Consider the following 17,478-nt stretch of genomic DNA (forward strand, 5'->3'; position numbering starts at 1 on the left):
CATCTATTGTGCAATGCAGCATAAATGCGACGTCGCCACGGCGGCGCGCCATGCCTTATCCCGGAGGGCCAGACCCCGATGCGTAACATCAGCGACACGATTGCCCGCCTGACCCGCGCGGCGAACCTCCCCACCGGCGCGATGGGCGCGCACATGTTCGGCGGCGCGGGCGAGGCGGATCGCCTGACCGACCTGGACGCGTTCGGGGCCAACCCCGGGGGCTTGCGCGCGCGCACCTATGTGCCGGCCGACCTGCCGCAGGGCGCGCCGCTCGTCGTCGTGCTCCACGGCTGCACGCAGACCGCGGCGGGCTACGATCACGGCTCCGGCTGGTCGCGCCTCGCGGATCGCCACGGTTTCGCGCTGCTGTTCCCGGAACAACGCCGCGCCAACAACCCGAACCTCTGCTTCAACTGGTTCGTGCCGGCGGACACCGTGCGCGACGATGGCGAACCGCTGTCGATCCGGAACATGGTGGCGCAGATGATCGCCGACCACGGCGTCGATCCGGCGCGCGTGTTCGTCACCGGGCTCTCCGCGGGCGGCGCCATGACCGCGGTCATGCTCGCCACCTATCCGGACGTGTTCGCCGGCGGTGCCGCGATCGCCGGGCTGCCCTACGGCTCGGCCAGCACGGTGCCCGAGGCGTTCGACCGGATGCGCGGCCACGGCGGCCCCTCGCGCGATCTGCTGGCGGAGCGCGCCCGCGCCGCGGCGGGGCATGACGGCCGCTGGCCCACGCTGTCGATCTGGCAGGGTGCGGCCGACCAAACAGTCGCGCAAAGCAATGCCGACGCGATCGCCGGCCAGTGGCGCGACCTGCACGGCCTGCCCGAACGCCCGACGCAGGAGGAGATGATCGACGGCCATCGTCACCGCGTCTGGCACGATGCGAACGGCCGCTCGGTGCTGGAGGAGTATCGCATTGCCGGCATGGGTCACGGCACGCCGATCGATCCCACCGCCGGGTCCGATCACGGCGCCAGCGCGGCCTATATGCTCGATGCCGGCATCGCCTCGTCGCACCTCATCCTGCGCTTCTGGGGGCTGGAGACCGACGCGGAGGAGATGACGGTCGACGCAGCTGAGGAGCAGCGAGCGGAAACGCCCGCTTCGCCGTTCGCCATGCCGATGGGGACACCCATGGCGATGGGCGGCCCGGTCGGCACCGTGATCGAGACCGCGCTGCGCAACGCCGGCCTGATGAAATAAGGCGCTCGCACCCGGGGTCGGTTCAGCGTGGCGAAGGGTGCAGCCCGCTAGACGCCACGGACCGGTTCGGGCTATGTTCCCGGCAACGACCCTTGGAGTTTCCGACCTTGTTGACGCCCACGCCACCCCGTTTCCGGACTCCCTTGCTGCTGGCCGCCGCTCTGGTGCCGCTGCTGTCCGGTCCCGCGGCGGCGCAGACCGCGTCCGGCGCGGTCCCGACGTTCGGCGTGCCGGCACCGGCGATCCCGCCCGTGGTCGATGCCCCCGCCCCGCCGCCGCGCGTCATGCCCAAGCTGACCCGCGCCCAGGCGTCGCAGCTGGCCGCAATGATCGACGCCGCGCCCGCCCAGGGCCTGCGCCACGACCTGCGCGACGGTGACGGCGAGGCCGCCGATCGCGGCGATGCCGAACTGATCACCGCGGCGCTCGATCACGCCCGCGCGGTCCATAGCGGCCGGCTGGAGACGAGTGACTTCCTCAAGGACTGGGGCCTGCGCCCGGCCGCCTATGATCCATGGCCCGGCTTTTCGCAGGCGGTCGCCAACGACCGGCTCGCTGCCTGGATCAACTCGTTGCCGCCGCCCTATGCCGGTTACGACGGTCTGATGAAGGGTCTCAAGACCTACCGCAAGATCGAGGCGGACGGCGGCTGGCCGACGATGGCGTCCGGTCCGGACATGACGATCAACGCCAGCGGCGCGCGGGTGCTGGCACTCCGCCGCCGGCTCGCGGTCGAGGACAGCGAGGTCGCGAAGACCGGCGACACGTTCGATCGCCCGCTGCTCGATGCCGTTCGCAGGGCACAGCGCCGCTACGGCCTGCAACCCAGCGGCATCGTCTCGACCCAGACCATCGCCGCGCTGAACGTCCCCGCGCGCGACCGCGTGCGCCAGATCATGGCCAACATGGAACGCTGGCGCTGGCTGCCGCAGGACCTTGCCAAGGACCGGGTGCAGGTGAACATCGCCGCCGCCGTCCTGACCGTGTTCGACGGAGACAATCCGGTCACGTCGATGAAGGCGGTCACCGGCCGCCCGGGCGACAACACGCCGATGCTGCAATCGCGCATCCACAGCATCGTCATCAACCCGCCGTGGAACGTGCCGACCTCGATCGCGACCAAGGAGTTGTGGCCGAAGGAACGCGCAAACCCCGGCTATTTCAAGCGTAACTCGATAAAGGTCATCAAGCTCGACGGCGGCGGCACGCGGCTGCAACAGGCGGCCGGCGACATGAGCGCGCTCGGGCGGCTGAAGTTCGATTTCGACAATCCCTACTCGGTCTATCTTCACGATTCCCCGGCACAGGCGGCCTTTTCGCGCTGGGACCGGCTCGCCAGCCATGGCTGCGTCCGGCTTGCGAAACCCGTCGAGCTGGCCGACCTGCTGCTCGCCAACGACCCGACCTATGGCGGCAACGTCAAGCCGGCGATCGACGCGGGTGAGACGAAGCGTGCGCGGCTGGCCAACCCGGTCACCGTCTATCTGCTCTACTGGACCGCGTTCGCCAGTTCGGCGGGGCAGATCAATTTCCGCGCCGATCCCTATGACTGGGACGGCATCCTGGCCTCCAAGATCGAGGCGCGCGGCAACCGCGCCGCCGCCCTCGCGTCGCGATAGGATCCCCATGTTCAAAATCCGCCTTATCGCCCCGTTCGCCGCCGCCATGCTGCTCGCCGCCTGCGACCGCGGCCCCGCGCCGCAGCCGGAGGCCGACCCCTATAACGATAGCGCAAACGCGGACGAACCCGTCGAGCCGGAACCCGCCCCCGCGCCGGAACCGATCAACGAACCCGCGCCCGCCCCCGTCGAAACCACGACGGCGATCGACACCCCGCCCCCGGCCGAACCCACCCGGCCGAGCGACCAGATGATGGAAGACGCCGAAGCCACCGGCATGACCGCCCGCGTCGCCCGCGACGCCGAGACCGCCAGCGACGCCGCGAGCGATGCCGCAAATGAATCCGAACAGGTCGCCGTGGAGAAGAAGTAAGCCTGGACCTCCTCAAAACCCGTCCATCCCGAGCGAAGTCGAGGGACCCGTCGAGCGCAGCCGAGACGCCTACAGCGACCCTCGGCTGCGCTCCGGGGAAATGAGTTGAGCCAAGGTCGGTTTCACAGCGCCGCCACGCGAAACGCCATCCGCTAACCGACCCCCCGACCTTGACAAAATCCCGCACTCGGCCATAGCCGCGTGTGTCGCGGATCGCGCGCTTTGCGGTCGCATATTTATCCGGATCGCCCATGACATTCGCCGATCTCGGCCTCTCCGACGAAACGCTGCGCGCCGTGACGGAGTCCGGCTACACCATACCCACGCCGGTGCAGGCGCAGGCGATCCCGCCTGTGCTGATGAACCGCGACCTGATCGCCATCGCGCAGACGGGTACGGGCAAGACCGCATCGTTCGTCCTGCCGATGATCGACGTCCTGGCGCACGGCCGTGCCCGCGCCATGATGCCGCGTTCGCTGATCCTCGAACCGACGCGCGAACTCGCCGCGCAGGTCGCCGAGAATTTCGACAAATACGGCAAATATCACAAGCTCTCCATGGCGCTGCTGATCGGCGGCGTGTCGATGGGCGACCAGACCGCGGCACTCGCCCGCGGCGTCGACGTGCTGATCGCCACGCCAGGCCGGCTGATGGATCTGTTCAAGCGCGGCAAGATCCTGCTGTCCGGCTGCTCGATCCTGGTGATCGACGAGGCGGATCGCATGCTCGACATGGGGTTCATCCCCGATATCGAGGAGATCTGCACCAAGCTGCCCGCCACGCGCCAGACGCTGCTGTTCTCGGCCACGATGCCGGGGCCGATCAAGAAGCTGGCCGACCGCTTCCTGTCGAACCCGAAGCAGATCGAGGTCGCGCGGGCCGGCATGAACAACCTGCTGATCGAACAGCGGCTGGTCGAAACCACCTCGCGCGGCAAGCGCGACGCGCTCAAGGCGTTGCTCGCAGCGGAAGACGTCCGCACCGCGATGATCTTCTCCAACCGCAAGACCACGGTCCGCGACCTTGCCGAGATGCTGGGCCGTTCGGGCATGAAGGTCGGCCAGATCCACGGCGACATGGAACAGGCCGAACGGCTGCGTGAACTCGACCGGTTCAAGGACGGCACGATCAACATCCTGGTCGCCTCCGACGTCGCGGCTCGCGGGCTCGACATCAAGGGCGTCAGCCACGTCATCAACTACGACATCCCCTGGCATCCGGACGACTATGTCCACCGCATCGGCCGCACCGGCCGCGCCGGCGCATCGGGCAAGGCGTTCAGCCTCGTCACGCCCGAAGACGCCGAAGCGATCGCCAACATCGAAAAGCTGACAAAGTCGACGATCGAACGCGTCGGCAAGCCTGTCGCCGCGACCCCCGTCGCAGAGACGCCCGCGCTTGTTACGGAAGCACCCGCCCGCGAAGACACGCGCGGCCCCCGCCGCCGCCCCCGCAGCGACCGCCCGGCGCAGGCGGCCCCGGTCCCGGCGCCAGCCCCGGTCGCAGCACCCGTCGCGATCGCCGAGCCGGTTGTGGCATCCGCCCCCGCCCCAGTCGCACAACCGAAGCCCGCCCCGACACCGCAGCCGCGCCAGGATCGCCACGACCGCCCCGCGCGCGACGACCGTCGCGACATACCCTACCGCGAACCACGCCGTCCCCAGCAGGACGACCGCCGCCCGCAGCGCGTCGTCGACGAAGGCCCCGACGACGGCTGGAACGGCCCCTTCCCCAACTTCCTCACGGTCCGCCTGGACCTGCCACCTCGCGACTGAGGTGTACGGCGCTGGCTTAGAGTCGCTTCCTCGCGACTAAAAGTGGTACGAAGCTCACACTTAGCATCGGGCGGGGGCTTCTCCGTTCGCCGCGCCTCCTCAGATCAGTCGCCGTCGCTGCGTAGTTGCTCGCGGTGGACGACCCATCGCTTTGTCACCGTCCCGCTACGAACTTACTTGCGTCCAGCTATATCAACGTTACCGATGTAACAATGTCTCATCAGCAGCCGCCAGCCAATCCCGCCAATACCCCCAGCCAGCGCTTCTTCGCGGGGATCGGCATCACCCCCGGTATGCGTGTCCTCGACGTCGGCTGCGGCAACGGCGATCTCAGCCGCTTCGTCGCTGCATTGGCCGGACCCGCCGGTGAGGTTGTAGCGATCGACCGCGGCGCGGACTCACTTGCAATGGCGCGTGTCGCCGATGCCCGTCCGAACTCCGCACCGATCGATTATCGTCAGGTCGATCTCGCAGAGGCGCTGCCAGAACTAGGCAAGTTCGACGCAATCGTCGGCCGCCGCGTGTTGATGTATCTCCCCGACGCCGCCGCCACGATCGACCGCCTCCGATCGATCGCAAAACCCGGCGCGATTATCGCGTTCCAGGAACATGCCCGCGCCGGTCTGCCGACCGGGCTCAGCGAACTGCCGCTCCACCGCCAACTCTACGACTGGACCTGGTCGACCGTGACCGCTGAGGGCGGCGAGGTGACGCTGGCCCTGCGCCTGATGGATCTCCTGAAGACCGCCGGATGCGCGATCGAAGACGCACGCTGCGAGGCGATCCTGCTCCAGTCCGGCGACCCGTCCTTCCTGCCCACGCTTGCCCGCGCCATGCTCCCCCGCATGATCGAACGCGGCGTCACGACCGCAGCGGAACTCGATCCGGACACGCTCGCCGATCGCATCGATCAGGAACGCCGGACCGTCGGCGGCACGATCGTCTGGGACCTGGCGTTCCTCGTCGCGGCGCGCGTGGGCTAGTCCGCCGGCCCTCAGTCCTTCCGCTCGAACTCCGACACGATCCGGCTGTTGCCGCGGATCAGCGTCCCGTCGGCATGATGTTCGCACGCGGCCTCCGCCTCGACGCGCGACGGATAGATGCCGATCTTCGTCCAGGCCAGGACGCGCCAGCATTGCGCGATGTACCAGTCGGTATAGGTCCGGCCGGAGAACAGCGCCTCGACCAGCGACTTCTTCTGGTGGATCACCCGATATCTACGCGCCACCGGCCGGCTCCTTCACCCGCACATAGCGCGCGCGGAACGCATCGGCATAACCGGTCAGCGTGCCCGCCGCGATCGCGCCGCGCAGGTCCGCCATCAGCGACTGGTAGAAGGCCAGGTTATGCTCGGTCATCAGCATCGCGCCCAAGATCTCGTCCGACCGGACGAGATGGTGGATATAGGCGCGTTCCCACGTCGCGCACACCGAGCAGGCGCATTCCGGGTCGAGCGGCCCGCGGTCCTCGGCGAACGTCGCGTTGCGGATGTTGATCGGCCCGTCGCGCGTGAACGCCTGCCCCGTGCGCCCCGACCGCGTCGGCAGCACGCAATCGAACATGTCGATCCCGCGTTCCACCGCACCGACGATGTCGTCGGGCTTGCCGACGCCCATCAGGTAGCGCGGCCGATCCGCCGGCAGCTGCCCCGGCGCGAAATCGAGCACCGCGAACATCTGTTCCTGCCCCTCGCCCACCGCCAGCCCGCCGACCGCGTAGCCATCGAACCCGATGTCGATCAGCTGGTCCGCCGATGTCCGGCGCAGGCCCTTGTCCATCGACCCCTGCTGGATCCCGAACAGCGCGGATCTCTCGGCATGCTCGCCGCCGCTGTCGAACCCGTTGCGCGACCGCACGGCCCAGCGCATCGACCGCTCCATCGACGCCGCTGACCGGTCGTAGGTCGCCGGGTGCGGCGTGCATTCGTCGAACACCATGACGATGTCGGACCCGAGCAGCCGCTGGATCTCCATCGACCGTTCGGGCGTGATCATGTGGCGCGATCCGTCGATATGGCTCTTGAACGCCACGCCGTCCTCGGACTGCTTGGTCAGTTCGGACAGGCTCATCACCTGATACCCGCCGCTGTCGGTCAGGATCGGCCGGTCCCACCCCATGAAATGGTGCAGCCCGCCCAGCCGCGCCACCCTCTCCGCCGTCGGCCGCAGCATCAGGTGGTATGTATTGCCGAGCAGCACGTCCGCCCCGGTCGCGCGCACGTCCGCTGGCTTCATGCCCTTCACGGTCGCCGCGGTCCCGACCGGCATGAACGCCGGCGTGCGGATATCGCCGCGCCGCATCCGGATCGTGCCCGTACGCGCGGCCCCGTCGGTGGCGTGAATGTCGAAGGCGAAACGGGGCGCAGCGGTCATGGCCACGCTCTACGACCAGTCCGATGCGATGGAAAGCGGTGGGGAACGATCGGCTGCTGCGCTCCCCGGCGGAGGCCGGGGCCTGGGTGAAACCGCTTCTCTACACCCGCGCCGGCAACAACAACGACGCATCGCCATAGGAATAGAACCGGTACCCCTCCGCCACCGCATGCGCGTAGGCCGCCTGCATCCGCTCCGTCCCCATTAGCGCGGACACCAGCATGAAGAGCGTCGACTTCGGCAGGTGGAAGTTGGTGAGCAACCCGTCGATGCCGCGAAACACATAGCCCGGCGTGATGAAGATCGCGGTGTCGCCCTCGAACGGCCGCACCACGCCATCCGCGCCGGTCGCGCTTTCGATCAGGCGCAGGCTCGTCGTGCCCACCGCGATCACCCGGCCACCCGCGGCGCGCACCGCGTTCAACCGGTTCGCGGTCGCGGCATCGATCCGGCCCCATTCGGCGTGCATGACATGGTCGTCGGTGTCGTCCGCCTTCATCGGCAGGAAAGTGCCCGCCCCGACATGCAGCGTCAGCCGCGCTTGATCGATACCACGTGCCGCCAGCGACGCCATCAGCTCCGGCGTGAAATGCAGCGCCGCGGTCGGGGCGGCCACCGCGCCGTCGGTCGTCGCAAACATCGTCTGATAATCCGACCGGTCCTGCGCATCGGCGGCGCGGCGTGCGGCGATATAGGGCGGCAGCGGCATCCGGCCGGCGCGTTCCAGCAGCAGCTCGACCGGATCGTCACCCTCGAACGTCAGCAGGATCGATCCATCGTCGGTTTTCTCGCCCGCGGTCGCGAAGACATCCGCCCCGAAATCGATCCGATCACCGGTCCGCACCCGCTTGGCGTTGCGGACGAACGCATGCCAGCTGCGCAGCCCCTCGCGCTTGTGCAATGTCGCGCCGATCCGCGCATCGCCGCGCTGCCCCTCCAGCTGTGCGGGCAGCACGCGCGTGTCGTTGAACACCAGCAGGTCGCCCGGCTGCAGGCAGTCCGGAAGCTCCGACACGATCCGGTCGGCCAGCCCCTCCGGCCTCACTACCAGCAACCGCGCCGCATCGCGCGGCACCGCCGGACGCAACGCGATCCGTTCCTGCGGTAAGGGGAAATCGAACTGATCGGTACGCATACTGGCGCTCTAGCGGTCGTTCGGGAGAGACGAAAGCCCCATCCGCGGGGCTGCCAGCACCCCGCGACGCGCGATCAGTTGTCCGTTCCCGGTCGCCGAATCGGCAGCGGCAGCGGCATGACCGGAATGCCGTCCTCGGCCAGCGACTTCACCTCGGTCGGCGTCGCCCGCCCATGGATCACGCGGTCCGGGCTGTCGCCGTCATGGATCGCCCGCGCGACGCTCGCGAACCGGTCGCCGACATCGTCGGACTGCTTCAGCACCGCCGCCTGCGCACGCGCCAGATCGGCCAGCATCGCCTTCGCCACCTCCGGCCGGAACGTCGGTGTCGTGTCGGTCCCCGACAGGCGCGGTGCCATCGGCGCCTTGTCCACCGCCTCCGATCCGCAGATCGGGCAGGACAAAAGCCCCCGCGCGCGCTGGTCGTCATAGTCGGCGGCTGACCCGAACCACCCCTCGAACACATGACCGCCCGCCCGGCAGGCGAGATCATAGACGATCATGGCATGACCCGCGCCGGCGCGATCGTCCGGCGGTGCGCGAGCGTCGGCATCCGGCCCCGCACGTCCGCGGTCACGCCCGCATCAATTTCGGCAAACCCCACCCCGATGTCGTCGCCCATGTCGAGCAGCACATCGCCCCACGGACCCACCACCAGCGACCGGCCATAGGTTTCGCGTCCGTCCTCATGCACGCCCGCCTGCGCCGCCGCGACGACGTGGCACCCCGTCTCCACCGCCCGCGCGCGCAGCAGGAGGTGCCAGTGCGCCTCGCCCGTCGGCACGGTGAACGCCGCCGGCACCGACAGGATCGTTGCCCCGGCGGCGCTCAGCGCCTGATACAGCGCCGGAAAACGCACATCGTAGCAAATGCTCAGCCCCAGCCGCCCGGCCGGCGCATCGGCGACCACCGCTTCCTGGCCGCCCACATAGCTTGCGGACTCACGCCACGACTGCCCGTTCGGCAGGTCCGCATCAAACAGATGGATCTTGTCGTACCGCGCCCGGATCGCACCCGTTTCGTCGATCAGCAGCGAGCGGTTCGCCATCGCGCCACCCTCGACCAGCACGCCGATCGACCCGAGCTGCACCCAGATCCCGCACCGCGCCGCCGCGTCGCGCACCGCCTGCAGCACGGGGTCCTCCCCCTCGCTGCGGCGATGCGCGGCGGCGCGTGTCCGGTCGCGGTCCAGCAGGTTGCCGTTCTCCGGCGTGAACAGCATCGCCGCCCCGCCGTCGCGCGCGGCCTCGACCGCGGCCACCAGCGCCGCGGCGTTGGCGGCCGGGTCGATCCCCGTCTGGCTCTGATAGACCGCGATCCGCGTCATGCGGCCAGCAGCGCCTCCAGCTTGCCACCACGCTCGAGCGCGGCCAGATCGTCCGACCCGCCGACATGCTTCCCGTCGATGAAGATCTGCGGCACGGTCGACTTGCCGCCGGCGCGCTGGATCATCGTGTCGCGCTCCGCCGGTTCGCGCAGCACGTCGGTCTCGTGATACTCGACGCCCTTGCCGTCGAGCAGCTTCTTGGCGCGCTGGCAGTAGGGGCAGGTCGCTTTCGTGTAGATTTCGACTTTCGCCATGGGGTCGCTTCCTTCGTGGTTGGTGATGCGGCGCGCGGTGTCGCGGGCCGTCCGGATTGTCAACGCACGGGATCGCCATCGCGCACCACGACGCGCGCCCAGCACACCAGCCGCACCTCCGCCGCCCCCGCCCGGCGCAGCACGCGCGCACAGGCCTCCGCCGTCGCCCCGGTCGTGAAGATATCGTCGACCAGCACCACGCGCCGCCCGCGGACCTAGCTCTCGTCCCGCATCCGGAATGCACCCTGCACCGTCGCCGCGCGCTGCCGCGGGTTCATGTCGCGCAGCGGCGGCGTCCGCCTGTGCCGTTCGATCGCATCCAGCGCGATCGCGACGCCGCCGCGTCTTGCCAGCGTCCCCGCGATCAGTGCCGACTGGTTGAACCCGCGCGTCCAGATCCGCCAGCGGTGGAGCGGCACGGGCACCAGCACGACATCGTCGCCCACCGGCACCAGCCGCTGCATCAGCCGCGCCATCGTGCGCGCCACCCCCGGCCGCCGCCCATATTTCAGCTTCAGCGCCAGCGCCCGCGCGATCGGACCGTAGGCGACCGCCGCCGACGCATGATCGAACGCCGGCGGCCGCGCGAGACACGGCGCGCAACTCGTCACCCCGAGTGTCTCGTCTGGCAAAGGCCGCCCACAACGCTGGCACGCCGGCCCTCCGAGAAAATCGAGCCCCGCCCAGCAGTCGAGACAGAAGCGGTGATCCCCCGCCACCACCACGCCGCACCCCGGACACCGCGGTGGCAGCGCGAACGAGACGCAGGCGCCGCCGAACCGGGCGAGATGGGTCAGGACGGCCATCCCCGCTTGTCGGGCGCGACCGCGGCGGGCACAAGCCCCGCATGGCCGACCCAACCGCACGCGACGACGCGCCCCCCGAAATCTTCGACCGCACCCGCCGCCGCCACCGGCGCGACCGGGCGGCGGCGCGGTTCGACGACCACGCCTTCCTGATCGACGCGATCGGCGACGAGATTCTCGACCGGCTCGACGACACCACGCGCACCTTCACCAACGCGCTCGACCTCGGCTGCCACGACGGCCGGCTCGGCGCGCGGCTGGCGGCACGCGGCATGACCGTCACCTCCGCCGATGCCGGGCACCGCTTCGCCACCATGGCGGGCGGCGTGCAGTGCGACGAGGACCGGCTGCCGTTCGCCGACCACAGCTTCGACCTCGTCGTGTCGGCTGGCGTGCTCGACCAGGTCAACGACATCCCCGGCGCGCTGGCGCTGGTCCGCCGCGTGCTGCGCCCCGACGGGCTGTTCCTGGCCGGCTTCGTCGGCGCGGGCAGCCTGACCGTGCTGCGCGACGCGCTACTCGCCGCCGACATCGCCGCCGACCGCGGCGTGGCGGCCCGCATCCATCCGCAGATCGACGTCCGCGCGGCCGGCGACCTCCTCCACCGGATCGGCTTCCGTTTGCCCGTGGCCGACAGCGTCCGGCTCGGCGTCCGCTACGGCGACCCCGTGAAGCTGATCCACGACCTGCGCGGCATGGCCGCGACCAATCTGCTGGCGGACGGCGGCCACTCTCCGATCACCCGCACCGGCCTCGCCGCCATGCGCACGCGGTTCGCGGCCGGCGCCGACCCGGACGGGCGGCGGGCGGAGACGTTCGAACTGCTGTTCATGAGCGGCTGGGCCCCGGAACCGGGCGTGCCGCTGCCGCCTCCACCGGCGTTCCGCGGGGCGCGGCTGGGCTGAGTTGGTGTGGGCTGCGCTTGGCTACTCAAACCCAAGACAAGCAGACCAGCCCAAATCCCGTCCATGCCGAGCGAAGTCGAGGCACCCTCTCCCCCGAGCGTAGCCGAGGGGCGCTGTTGGCTTCTCGTCTACGCTCGAAGGGCCCCTCGACTGCGCTCGGGATGGACGGGGTTTTGGGATTTTCAAACCCCCCACTCCCCGTTCGTCCTGAGTAGGGACTGAGCGAAGTCGAAGGCCCGTATCGAAGGATCAGTCCCCGCCCTCGAACACGATGCTTCGATACGAGCCCTCGATACGCGCCAAGGGGCGCTACTCGGTCTCTACTCAGCACGAACGGGGCGGCGCGGTATGCAGCAGCGACAGCCCCCAAAACAAAAAAAGGGGCGCAGCCTCCCGGCCACGCCCCCTTCTCACGCAATCAGCAAAGGCTTACCGCCCGCCAACCTTGCGAACGGCACCCTTGTGCGCCCCGACCGAACCGCTGCGGCGGGGTGCGAAGCGGCGCTTCTCGCCCGACGGCGCGCCCGGACCATCGTGACGCCGCGGCGCCCCACGGTCGCTGCGACGCTCATCGCCGGGCGCGGACGGTGCCGGCTTCGGCAGCTTCGCCTTCTCCGCCAGGAAATTGTCCGGCAGCGGCAGCATTTCCATCTTGATGCGGGTCAGCTTCTCGATCGAGCGCAGATACGCCTTCTCGTCGTCCGCCACGAACGCGATCGCAATGCCGCTCGCCCCGGCGCGCGCGGTGCGGCCGATGCGGTGGACATACTGCTCGGACACGTTGGGCAGTTCGAAGTTGAACACGTGGCTCACGCCGCCGACGTCGATCCCGCGCGCGGCGATGTCGGTCGCGACCAGGATCTTGATCTCGCCCGACCGGAACTGGCCGAGGGCACGTTCACGCTGCGGCTGGCTCTTGTTGCCGTGGATCGCCTCGGCACCGATGCCCGATGCTTTGAGGTGCTTCACGACCTTGTCGGCGCCGTGCTTGGTGCGGCTGAACACCAGCGCGCGATCGATCGGCTCGCTGCGGATCTTCATGATCAGCAGCGCGGCCTTCTCGGTCTGGTTGCACAGGATCGCGAACTGCTCGACGCGCTCGGCGGTGGTCGCCTGCGGGGCGACGGCCACCTTGATCGGGTCGGTCAGGAACCGGTCGCCCAGCTCCGCGATCGCCTTCGGCATCGTGGCGGAGAAGAACAGCGACTGGCGCTTGGCCGGCAGCAGCTGGTCGATCCGCTTCAGCGCGTGGATGAAGCCCAGGTCGAGCATCTGGTCGGCTTCGTCGAGCACGAAAATCTCGACATTCTTGAGGCTCAGCGCGCGCTGGTCGATCAGGTCGAGCAGACGGCCCGGGGTGGCGACGAGGATGTCGACGCCCGAACCCATCTGGCGGATCTGCTTGCCGATCGGTACGCCGCCGAACACGGTCGCGACCGACAGACGCATGAACTTGCCATATTCGACGAAGCTTTCGGCGATCTGGCTGGCCAGTTCGCGCGTGGGCGCAAGCACCAGCATGCGGCAGCCACCCGGCGGACGCGGGCGGGGCGACGCGGCAAGGCGGTGGAGCGACGGCAGCGCGAACGCCGCGGTCTTGCCGGTGCCGGTCTGCGCGATGCCGCACAGGTCGCGCCCGTCGAGTAGCGGCGGAATCGCCTGCGCCTGGATCGGGGTCGGCACCTCATAGCCTTTGGCGGCGAGCGCCTTCTGCAACGGCTCGGCGAGGTAGAGGTCGGAAAATTTTGTCATGATCGGCTTTCGCGGCGCGACGGACGCCAGCGATCACGCCGACGACACGAAGCGGGTTCGTGTGACGACCCGCGTGAATGGGGAAGCCCTGTGGGGTCGCGTCCGAAGGGGAAGGCCGGTCTGTCGCTTAGAACGCCAGAATTCACGCTGCCATGCCCTAACGGCCGGATAACCGGACGTCGACGCTGCACGCCCTATGCCAGCGGTGTCAGTTTTATACAAGCGGTTTTGTGCACTGCGGGGTGACGTCCGCGAACCGACGCGATACCAACCGGTATCCAGTCGAAAGGCCCACCCGAACATGAAGCGCATCGCCGCCCTGCTCCTTGCCGCCAGTGCTCTGCCCGCCTTTGCCGCGCCCACGCCCGCCGAACGCGCTGCCGTCGCCGCCGTCGATGCCGGCATGCCCGCCAACCTGGCGCTGCTCGAACGGCTGGTGAACCAGAATAGCGGCACGATGAACCTGGTCGGCGTCGAACGGGTCGGCACGATGATGCGCGCCGAACTCGAGCCGCTCGGGTTCAAGGCCGTCTGGACACCCCTGCCGCAGACCAAGCGCGCCGGCCACCTCGTCGCCACCCGCGCCGGCAAACCCGGCAGCAAGCGCCTGCTGCTGATCGGCCATCTCGACACGGTGTTCGAGGCGGACAGCCCGTTCCAGCGCTACCGCCGCAACGGCGACAAGGCGGAAGGCCCCGGCGTCGGCGACGACAAGGGTGGCATGGTCGTGATGCTGGCGGCGCTGAAGGCAATGAAGGCCGCCGGCACGCTCGACGACGCGACGTTCGAAATCGTGCTGACCGGCGACGAGGAACGCACCGGCGATCCGGTCTCGATCGCCCGCGCCGGCCTGATCGCGGCCGGCAAGCGCGCCGACGCCGCACTCGATTTCGAAGGGCTGGTCCGCCAGGACGGGCGCGACATGGGCTCCGTCGCGCGGCGTTCGTCGAACAGCTGGCAACTGACCACCACCGGCACGACCGGGCACAGCAGCCTGATCTTCGACGCCGCACACGGCGACGGCGCGATCAACGAACTGGCCCGCATCCTCGCGGCGTTCCGCAAGGAGCTGCCCGAACCCAACCTCACCTTCAACACCGGCCTCGTCGTCGGCGGCGCCACGGCGTCGTTCGATACCGACGCGGTACGCGGACAGGCGACCGGCAAGCCCAACATCATCCCCGCCACCGCCATCGCCCGCGGCGATTTCCGGACCTTGTCGGAGGAGCAGACCGCCCGCGTCCGCGCGAAGATGGAGGCGATCGTCGCCGCCCACGCGCCCGGCACGTCGGCGAGGATCCTGTTCGACGAAGGCTACCCGTCGATGGCGCCGACCGCGGGCAACCGCGCGCTGCTCGCGGCGCTCAACGGCGTGAACCGCGATCTCGGCCTGCCGCAGATGCCCGAACTCGACCCGCTGAAGCGCGGCGCGGGCGACATCGCGTTCGTCGCGCGTGACGTGGACGGGCTCGCCGGGCTCGGCCCCTACTCCACCGGCGATCACGCGCCGGGCGAGACGGTCGATATTCCGAGCATCGCGGTCCAGGCTAAACGCGCCGCGCTGCTGATGGCTCGGCTTGGGCAGGGCAAGCCTTGATTGACTTGATCCCACACCGCCATCGGACCACATGCAACCCATGCTGATCGAAACCGAACCCACACCGAACCCCGCCACGCTGAAATTCTCGGCCGGCCGCCCCGTCATGGACTCCGGCACGCGCGATTTCGCCGCGCCGGAGGAAGCCGACGCCTCCCCGCTCGCCGCCGCCCTGTTCTCGCTGGGGGATGTCGAGGGCGTGTTCTTCGGCCGCGACTTCGTCTCGGTCACCGCCGCCCCGGGCAGCGACTGGCGCGATCTGAAGCCGCAGGTGCTCGGCGTCCTGCTCGATCATTTCTCCAGCGGCGCACCGCTGTTCACCGGCGGCAGCGCGAGCGGGATCGCAGTCGACCCCGACTATAACGACGACCCGGCCGATGCCGACATCGTCGCGCAGATCCGCGAACTGGTCGAAACCCGCGTCCGCCCCGCCGTGGCGCGCGACGGTGGCGACATCGTCTATCGCGGTTTCGACAAGGGCGTCGTCTACCTCGCGATGCAGGGTGCCTGCGCCGGCTGCCCCTCGTCCACCGCAACGCTGAAGCAGGGGATCGAGTCGCTGCTCAAGCACTATGTCCCGGAAGTGACCGAGGTCCGCGCGGCCTGACGCGATACGAAGGATGACCATGACGACAGCCTTGCCGGATCCGGCGCTCGACCAGCTGTTCCGCACCGCGCGCAGCCATTATCATTATGACGCGACGCCGGTCACCGACGCCGATCTGCGGGCGATCTGGGACCTGGCAAAGATGGGGCCGACCTCGGCCAACATGCTGCCCGCGCGGATCGTGTGGTGCACCACCGACGATGCGAAGCGCCGGCTGGCGGACTGCGCGAGCAGCGGCAATGTGGACAAGATCCTGCACGCGCCGGTCACCGCGATCGTCGGCACCGATCTCGACTTCCCCGATCACCTGCCGACGCTGTTCCCGCCCGCCGACGCGCGGTCCTGGTATGTCGGCAACTCCGCGCTGATCGAGACCGCGGGCCTGCGCAACAGCTCGCTCCAGGCCGCCTATGTCATCCTCGCCGCCCGCGCGCTTGGCTTCGACACCGGGCCGATGTCCGGGTTCGACAACGACAAGGTTGATGCGGCGTTCTTCGCGGGCACCAACATCCGCTCGAACCTCATCATGTCGCTTGGCCACGGCGACCCGGCCGCACTCCACCCCCGCCTGCCCCGCCCGGAGTTCGAGGCGTACAACACAGTCGCCTGATGCGGGTGCTGGTGATCGAGACCGCGTCCGCCGCCTGTTCGGTCGCGCTGATCGACGACGGCCGCGTCGTCTCCGCGATCCATGAGGTCGTCGGGCGCGGCCATGCCGAACGGCTCGTCCCGATGATTTCCGAACTGGCGGGCGGCGGGCGCGCCGATGCGATCCTGGTCGATTGCGGTCCGGGCAGCTTCACCGGCGTCCGCGTCGGGCTGGCCGCCGCACGCGCGCTCGCGTTCGGCTGGGGCGTACCGGTCCACGGCTTCGGCGCCCCCGCTTTGCTCGCCGCCGCCGCCTTCGCCGAGCGGCCGGACCTGACGGCGCTCACCGTCGCGATCACCGGCGGCCACGGCGAACTGTTCGTGCAACGCTTCGCTGGCCTGACGCTGACCGAAACCACCTCACTCGCCTCGCTCATCCCGTCCGCCGCCGCAGAGTCCGCCGGCGACGACTGGGTCATCGGCTCCGGCGCCCCCGCGCTGCTGGCGGCCCGCGGCGACGAACATGGCGCGGACCGCCTGCCCGACGCGTCCGACGCGCACCACCTCGCGCCCGCCTTCACCACGCTCCCCGCCACGCCGGTCTACGGCCGTGCGCCGGATGCGAAGCTGCCCGCGTGACGGCACCGGTCCTCTCGGACGCCGGCGTCGGCGACCTGCCCGAAGTCATGGCCACGATGCAGGACGCGTTCGACCCCGCGTTCGGCGAGGCGTGGACGCAGAGCCAGTGCCTCGGCATCCTGTCGCTCCCCGGCGTCTGGCTCACGCTCGCGCGGATTGACGGGAAGCCCGCCGGCTTCGCGCTCAGCCGCGTGGTGATCGACGAAGCGGAACTGCTGCTCCTCGCGGTCCATCACGACCACCGCCGCACCGGTATCGGGCGCGCGCTGCTCGAACGCGTCGCGGTCGCCGCCAAGTCGCGCGGCGCACTCCGATTGTTCCTCGAAACGCGCGACGGAAACCCGGCCCGCGCGCTCTACGACGCCGCCGGTTTCCAGGCGGTCGGCACGCGCCTGAACTATTATCGCGGGCGCGACGGGACCGCGCACGACGCCCACACGCTCGAACGCCGCCTCGACCACGACTGACCTCGTGGCGTTGGAGGCTTTCGCGCGGCCGCCCCATGTTCTAGAGGAAA

At 69.5% G+C, this 17,478-nt stretch carries 19 protein-coding genes and 1 pseudogene; 11 read left to right on the forward strand and 9 right to left on the reverse strand.

The features are described 5' to 3' along the window. Window positions 1-78 precede the first annotated feature (78 nt). The 5 genes from IEX50_RS02450 to IEX50_RS02470 all read left to right on the forward strand — a co-directional run bounded on the left by IEX50_RS02450 (window position 79) and on the right by IEX50_RS02470 (window position 5,962). On the forward strand, window positions 79-1,212 hold the full coding sequence (locus IEX50_RS02450) for an extracellular catalytic domain type 1 short-chain-length polyhydroxyalkanoate depolymerase (protein WP_157177340.1): 1,134 nt from the start codon (window positions 79-81) through the stop codon (window positions 1,210-1,212). A 143-nt stretch (window positions 1,213-1,355) separates the two neighbouring features. Then, window positions 1,356-2,831, forward strand: a complete 1,476-nt coding sequence (locus IEX50_RS02455; protein ID WP_456299959.1) for a L,D-transpeptidase family protein — start codon at window positions 1,356-1,358, stop codon at window positions 2,829-2,831. Between the two features lie 7 nt (window positions 2,832-2,838). Next, window positions 2,839-3,204 carry a hypothetical protein gene (locus tag IEX50_RS02460; protein ID WP_157177341.1) on the forward strand — a complete coding sequence of 122 codons (366 nt, stop codon included), beginning with the start codon at window positions 2,839-2,841 and terminating at the stop codon, window positions 3,202-3,204. Window positions 3,205-3,455: 251 nt separating this feature from the next. Then, window positions 3,456-4,979 carry a DEAD/DEAH box helicase gene (locus IEX50_RS02465; RefSeq protein WP_157177342.1) on the forward strand — a complete coding sequence of 508 codons (1,524 nt, stop codon included), beginning with the start codon at window positions 3,456-3,458 and terminating at the stop codon, window positions 4,977-4,979. Window positions 4,980-5,191: 212 nt separating this feature from the next. Then, window positions 5,192-5,962, forward strand: coding sequence for a class I SAM-dependent methyltransferase (locus IEX50_RS02470; protein WP_157177343.1), 771 nt, complete (start codon window positions 5,192-5,194; stop codon window positions 5,960-5,962). Between the two features lie 11 nt (window positions 5,963-5,973). Here the strand turns inward: IEX50_RS02470 and IEX50_RS02475 are convergent, their stop codons facing one another. The 8 genes and pseudogenes from IEX50_RS02475 to IEX50_RS02505 form a co-directional block, all read right to left on the reverse strand. Then, window positions 5,974-6,207, reverse strand: a complete 234-nt coding sequence (locus IEX50_RS02475) for a hypothetical protein (protein WP_157177344.1) — start codon at window positions 6,205-6,207, stop codon at window positions 5,974-5,976. Beyond that, window positions 6,197-7,351 carry a tRNA guanosine(34) transglycosylase Tgt gene (gene tgt / locus IEX50_RS02480; protein WP_157177345.1) on the reverse strand — a complete coding sequence of 385 codons (1,155 nt, stop codon included), beginning with the start codon at window positions 7,349-7,351 and terminating at the stop codon, window positions 6,197-6,199. Before tgt ends, IEX50_RS02475 begins: the two co-directional genes overlap by 11 nt. Before the next feature lie 100 nt (window positions 7,352-7,451). Beyond that, window positions 7,452-8,486 carry a tRNA preQ1(34) S-adenosylmethionine ribosyltransferase-isomerase QueA gene (gene queA, locus IEX50_RS02485; protein WP_157177346.1) on the reverse strand — a complete coding sequence of 345 codons (1,035 nt, stop codon included), beginning with the start codon at window positions 8,484-8,486 and terminating at the stop codon, window positions 7,452-7,454. A 74-nt stretch (window positions 8,487-8,560) separates the two neighbouring features. Then, window positions 8,561-8,989, reverse strand: coding sequence for a DUF1178 family protein (locus IEX50_RS02490; RefSeq protein ID WP_157177347.1), 429 nt, complete (start codon window positions 8,987-8,989; stop codon window positions 8,561-8,563). Next, window positions 8,986-9,813 (reverse strand): carbon-nitrogen hydrolase family protein, encoded by an 828-nt coding sequence (locus IEX50_RS02495; protein WP_157177348.1) that lies wholly within the window; start codon window positions 9,811-9,813, stop codon window positions 8,986-8,988. The genes IEX50_RS02490 and IEX50_RS02495 overlap by 4 nt, the downstream gene beginning before the upstream one ends. Further along, entirely contained in the window at window positions 9,810-10,067 is a 258-nt protein-coding gene (gene grxC / locus IEX50_RS02500) for a glutaredoxin 3 (protein ID WP_157177349.1), read from the reverse strand. Before grxC ends, IEX50_RS02495 begins: the two co-directional genes overlap by 4 nt. Window positions 10,068-10,126: 59 nt before the next feature. Beyond that, window positions 10,127-10,270 (reverse strand): annotated as a pseudogene (locus tag IEX50_RS17720) (ComF family protein); the annotation flags it as partial. Between the two features lie 12 nt (window positions 10,271-10,282). Further along, window positions 10,283-10,873, reverse strand: a complete 591-nt coding sequence (locus IEX50_RS02505) for a double zinc ribbon domain-containing protein (protein WP_308419282.1) — start codon at window positions 10,871-10,873, stop codon at window positions 10,283-10,285. A 41-nt stretch (window positions 10,874-10,914) separates the two neighbouring features. On the opposite strand from IEX50_RS02505, the gene IEX50_RS02510 reads away from it, so the two are divergent. After that, window positions 10,915-11,778 (forward strand): class I SAM-dependent methyltransferase, encoded by an 864-nt coding sequence (locus IEX50_RS02510; RefSeq protein WP_157177350.1) that lies wholly within the window; start codon window positions 10,915-10,917, stop codon window positions 11,776-11,778. A gap of 429 nt (window positions 11,779-12,207) precedes the next feature. Here IEX50_RS02510 and IEX50_RS02515 read toward each other — a convergent pair whose 3' ends face one another. Further along, on the reverse strand, window positions 12,208-13,530 hold the full coding sequence (locus IEX50_RS02515; RefSeq protein WP_157177351.1) for a DEAD/DEAH box helicase: 1,323 nt from the start codon (window positions 13,528-13,530) through the stop codon (window positions 12,208-12,210). Between the two features lie 301 nt (window positions 13,531-13,831). Between IEX50_RS02515 and IEX50_RS02520 the strand changes: the two genes are divergently transcribed. The 5 genes from IEX50_RS02520 to IEX50_RS02540 are packed head-to-tail and all read left to right on the forward strand — an operon-like array spanning window position 13,832 to window position 17,428. After that, window positions 13,832-15,127: a M20/M25/M40 family metallo-hydrolase gene (locus tag IEX50_RS02520; RefSeq protein ID WP_157177352.1), complete on the forward strand. Its 1,296-nt coding sequence runs from the start codon at window positions 13,832-13,834 to the stop codon at window positions 15,125-15,127. A gap of 40 nt (window positions 15,128-15,167) precedes the next feature. Next, a complete protein-coding gene (locus IEX50_RS02525; RefSeq protein ID WP_157177424.1) occupies window positions 15,168-15,734 on the forward strand; it encodes a NifU family protein in 567 nt (188 codons plus the stop codon). Between the two features lie 19 nt (window positions 15,735-15,753). After that, entirely contained in the window at window positions 15,754-16,344 is a 591-nt protein-coding gene (locus tag IEX50_RS02530; RefSeq protein WP_157177425.1) for a malonic semialdehyde reductase, read from the forward strand. Further along, entirely contained in the window at window positions 16,344-16,961 is a 618-nt protein-coding gene (gene tsaB / locus IEX50_RS02535; RefSeq protein ID WP_157177353.1) for a tRNA (adenosine(37)-N6)-threonylcarbamoyltransferase complex dimerization subunit type 1 TsaB, read from the forward strand. The genes IEX50_RS02530 and tsaB overlap by 1 nt, the downstream gene beginning before the upstream one ends. Next, window positions 16,958-17,428, forward strand: coding sequence for a GNAT family N-acetyltransferase (locus tag IEX50_RS02540; protein ID WP_229673606.1), 471 nt, complete (start codon window positions 16,958-16,960; stop codon window positions 17,426-17,428). Before tsaB ends, IEX50_RS02540 begins: the two co-directional genes overlap by 4 nt. The last annotated feature ends 50 nt before the right edge of the window (window positions 17,429-17,478 follow it).

Source organism: Sphingomonas prati, from assembly GCF_014643515.1.
GTDB lineage: Bacteria > Pseudomonadota > Alphaproteobacteria > Sphingomonadales > Sphingomonadaceae > Sphingomonas_R > Sphingomonas_R prati.

Bases quoted from the DNA above. Each gene is read 5' to 3' on its own strand.
- IEX50_RS02520 (WP_157177352.1), top strand. From the start codon at position 13,832: ATGAAGCGCATCGCCGCCCTGCTCCTTGCCGCCAGTGCTCTGCCCGCC.
- tgt (WP_157177345.1), bottom strand. From the start codon at position 7,351: ATGACCGCTGCGCCCCGTTTCGCCTTCGACATTCACGCCACCGACGGG.
- grxC (WP_157177349.1), bottom strand. From the start codon at position 10,067: ATGGCGAAAGTCGAAATCTACACGAAAGCGACCTGCCCCTACTGCCAG.
- IEX50_RS02470 (WP_157177343.1), top strand. From the start codon at position 5,192: ATGTCTCATCAGCAGCCGCCAGCCAATCCCGCCAATACCCCCAGCCAG.
- IEX50_RS02515 (WP_157177351.1), bottom strand. From the start codon at position 13,530: ATGACAAAATTTTCCGACCTCTACCTCGCCGAGCCGTTGCAGAAGGCG.
- IEX50_RS02530 (WP_157177425.1), top strand. From the start codon at position 15,754: ATGACGACAGCCTTGCCGGATCCGGCGCTCGACCAGCTGTTCCGCACC.
- IEX50_RS02450 (WP_157177340.1), top strand. From the start codon at position 79: ATGCGTAACATCAGCGACACGATTGCCCGCCTGACCCGCGCGGCGAAC.
- IEX50_RS02525 (WP_157177424.1), top strand. From the start codon at position 15,168: ATGCTGATCGAAACCGAACCCACACCGAACCCCGCCACGCTGAAATTC.
- IEX50_RS02460 (WP_157177341.1), top strand. From the start codon at position 2,839: ATGTTCAAAATCCGCCTTATCGCCCCGTTCGCCGCCGCCATGCTGCTC.
- queA (WP_157177346.1), bottom strand. From the start codon at position 8,486: ATGCGTACCGATCAGTTCGATTTCCCCTTACCGCAGGAACGGATCGCG.
- IEX50_RS02490 (WP_157177347.1), bottom strand. From the start codon at position 8,989: ATGATCGTCTATGATCTCGCCTGCCGGGCGGGCGGTCATGTGTTCGAG.
- IEX50_RS02495 (WP_157177348.1), bottom strand. From the start codon at position 9,813: ATGACGCGGATCGCGGTCTATCAGAGCCAGACGGGGATCGACCCGGCC.
- IEX50_RS02465 (WP_157177342.1), top strand. From the start codon at position 3,456: ATGACATTCGCCGATCTCGGCCTCTCCGACGAAACGCTGCGCGCCGTG.
- IEX50_RS02510 (WP_157177350.1), top strand. From the start codon at position 10,915: ATGGCCGACCCAACCGCACGCGACGACGCGCCCCCCGAAATCTTCGAC.
- IEX50_RS02505 (WP_308419282.1), bottom strand. From the start codon at position 10,873: ATGGCCGTCCTGACCCATCTCGCCCGGTTCGGCGGCGCCTGCGTCTCG.
- tsaB (WP_157177353.1), top strand. From the start codon at position 16,344: ATGCGGGTGCTGGTGATCGAGACCGCGTCCGCCGCCTGTTCGGTCGCG.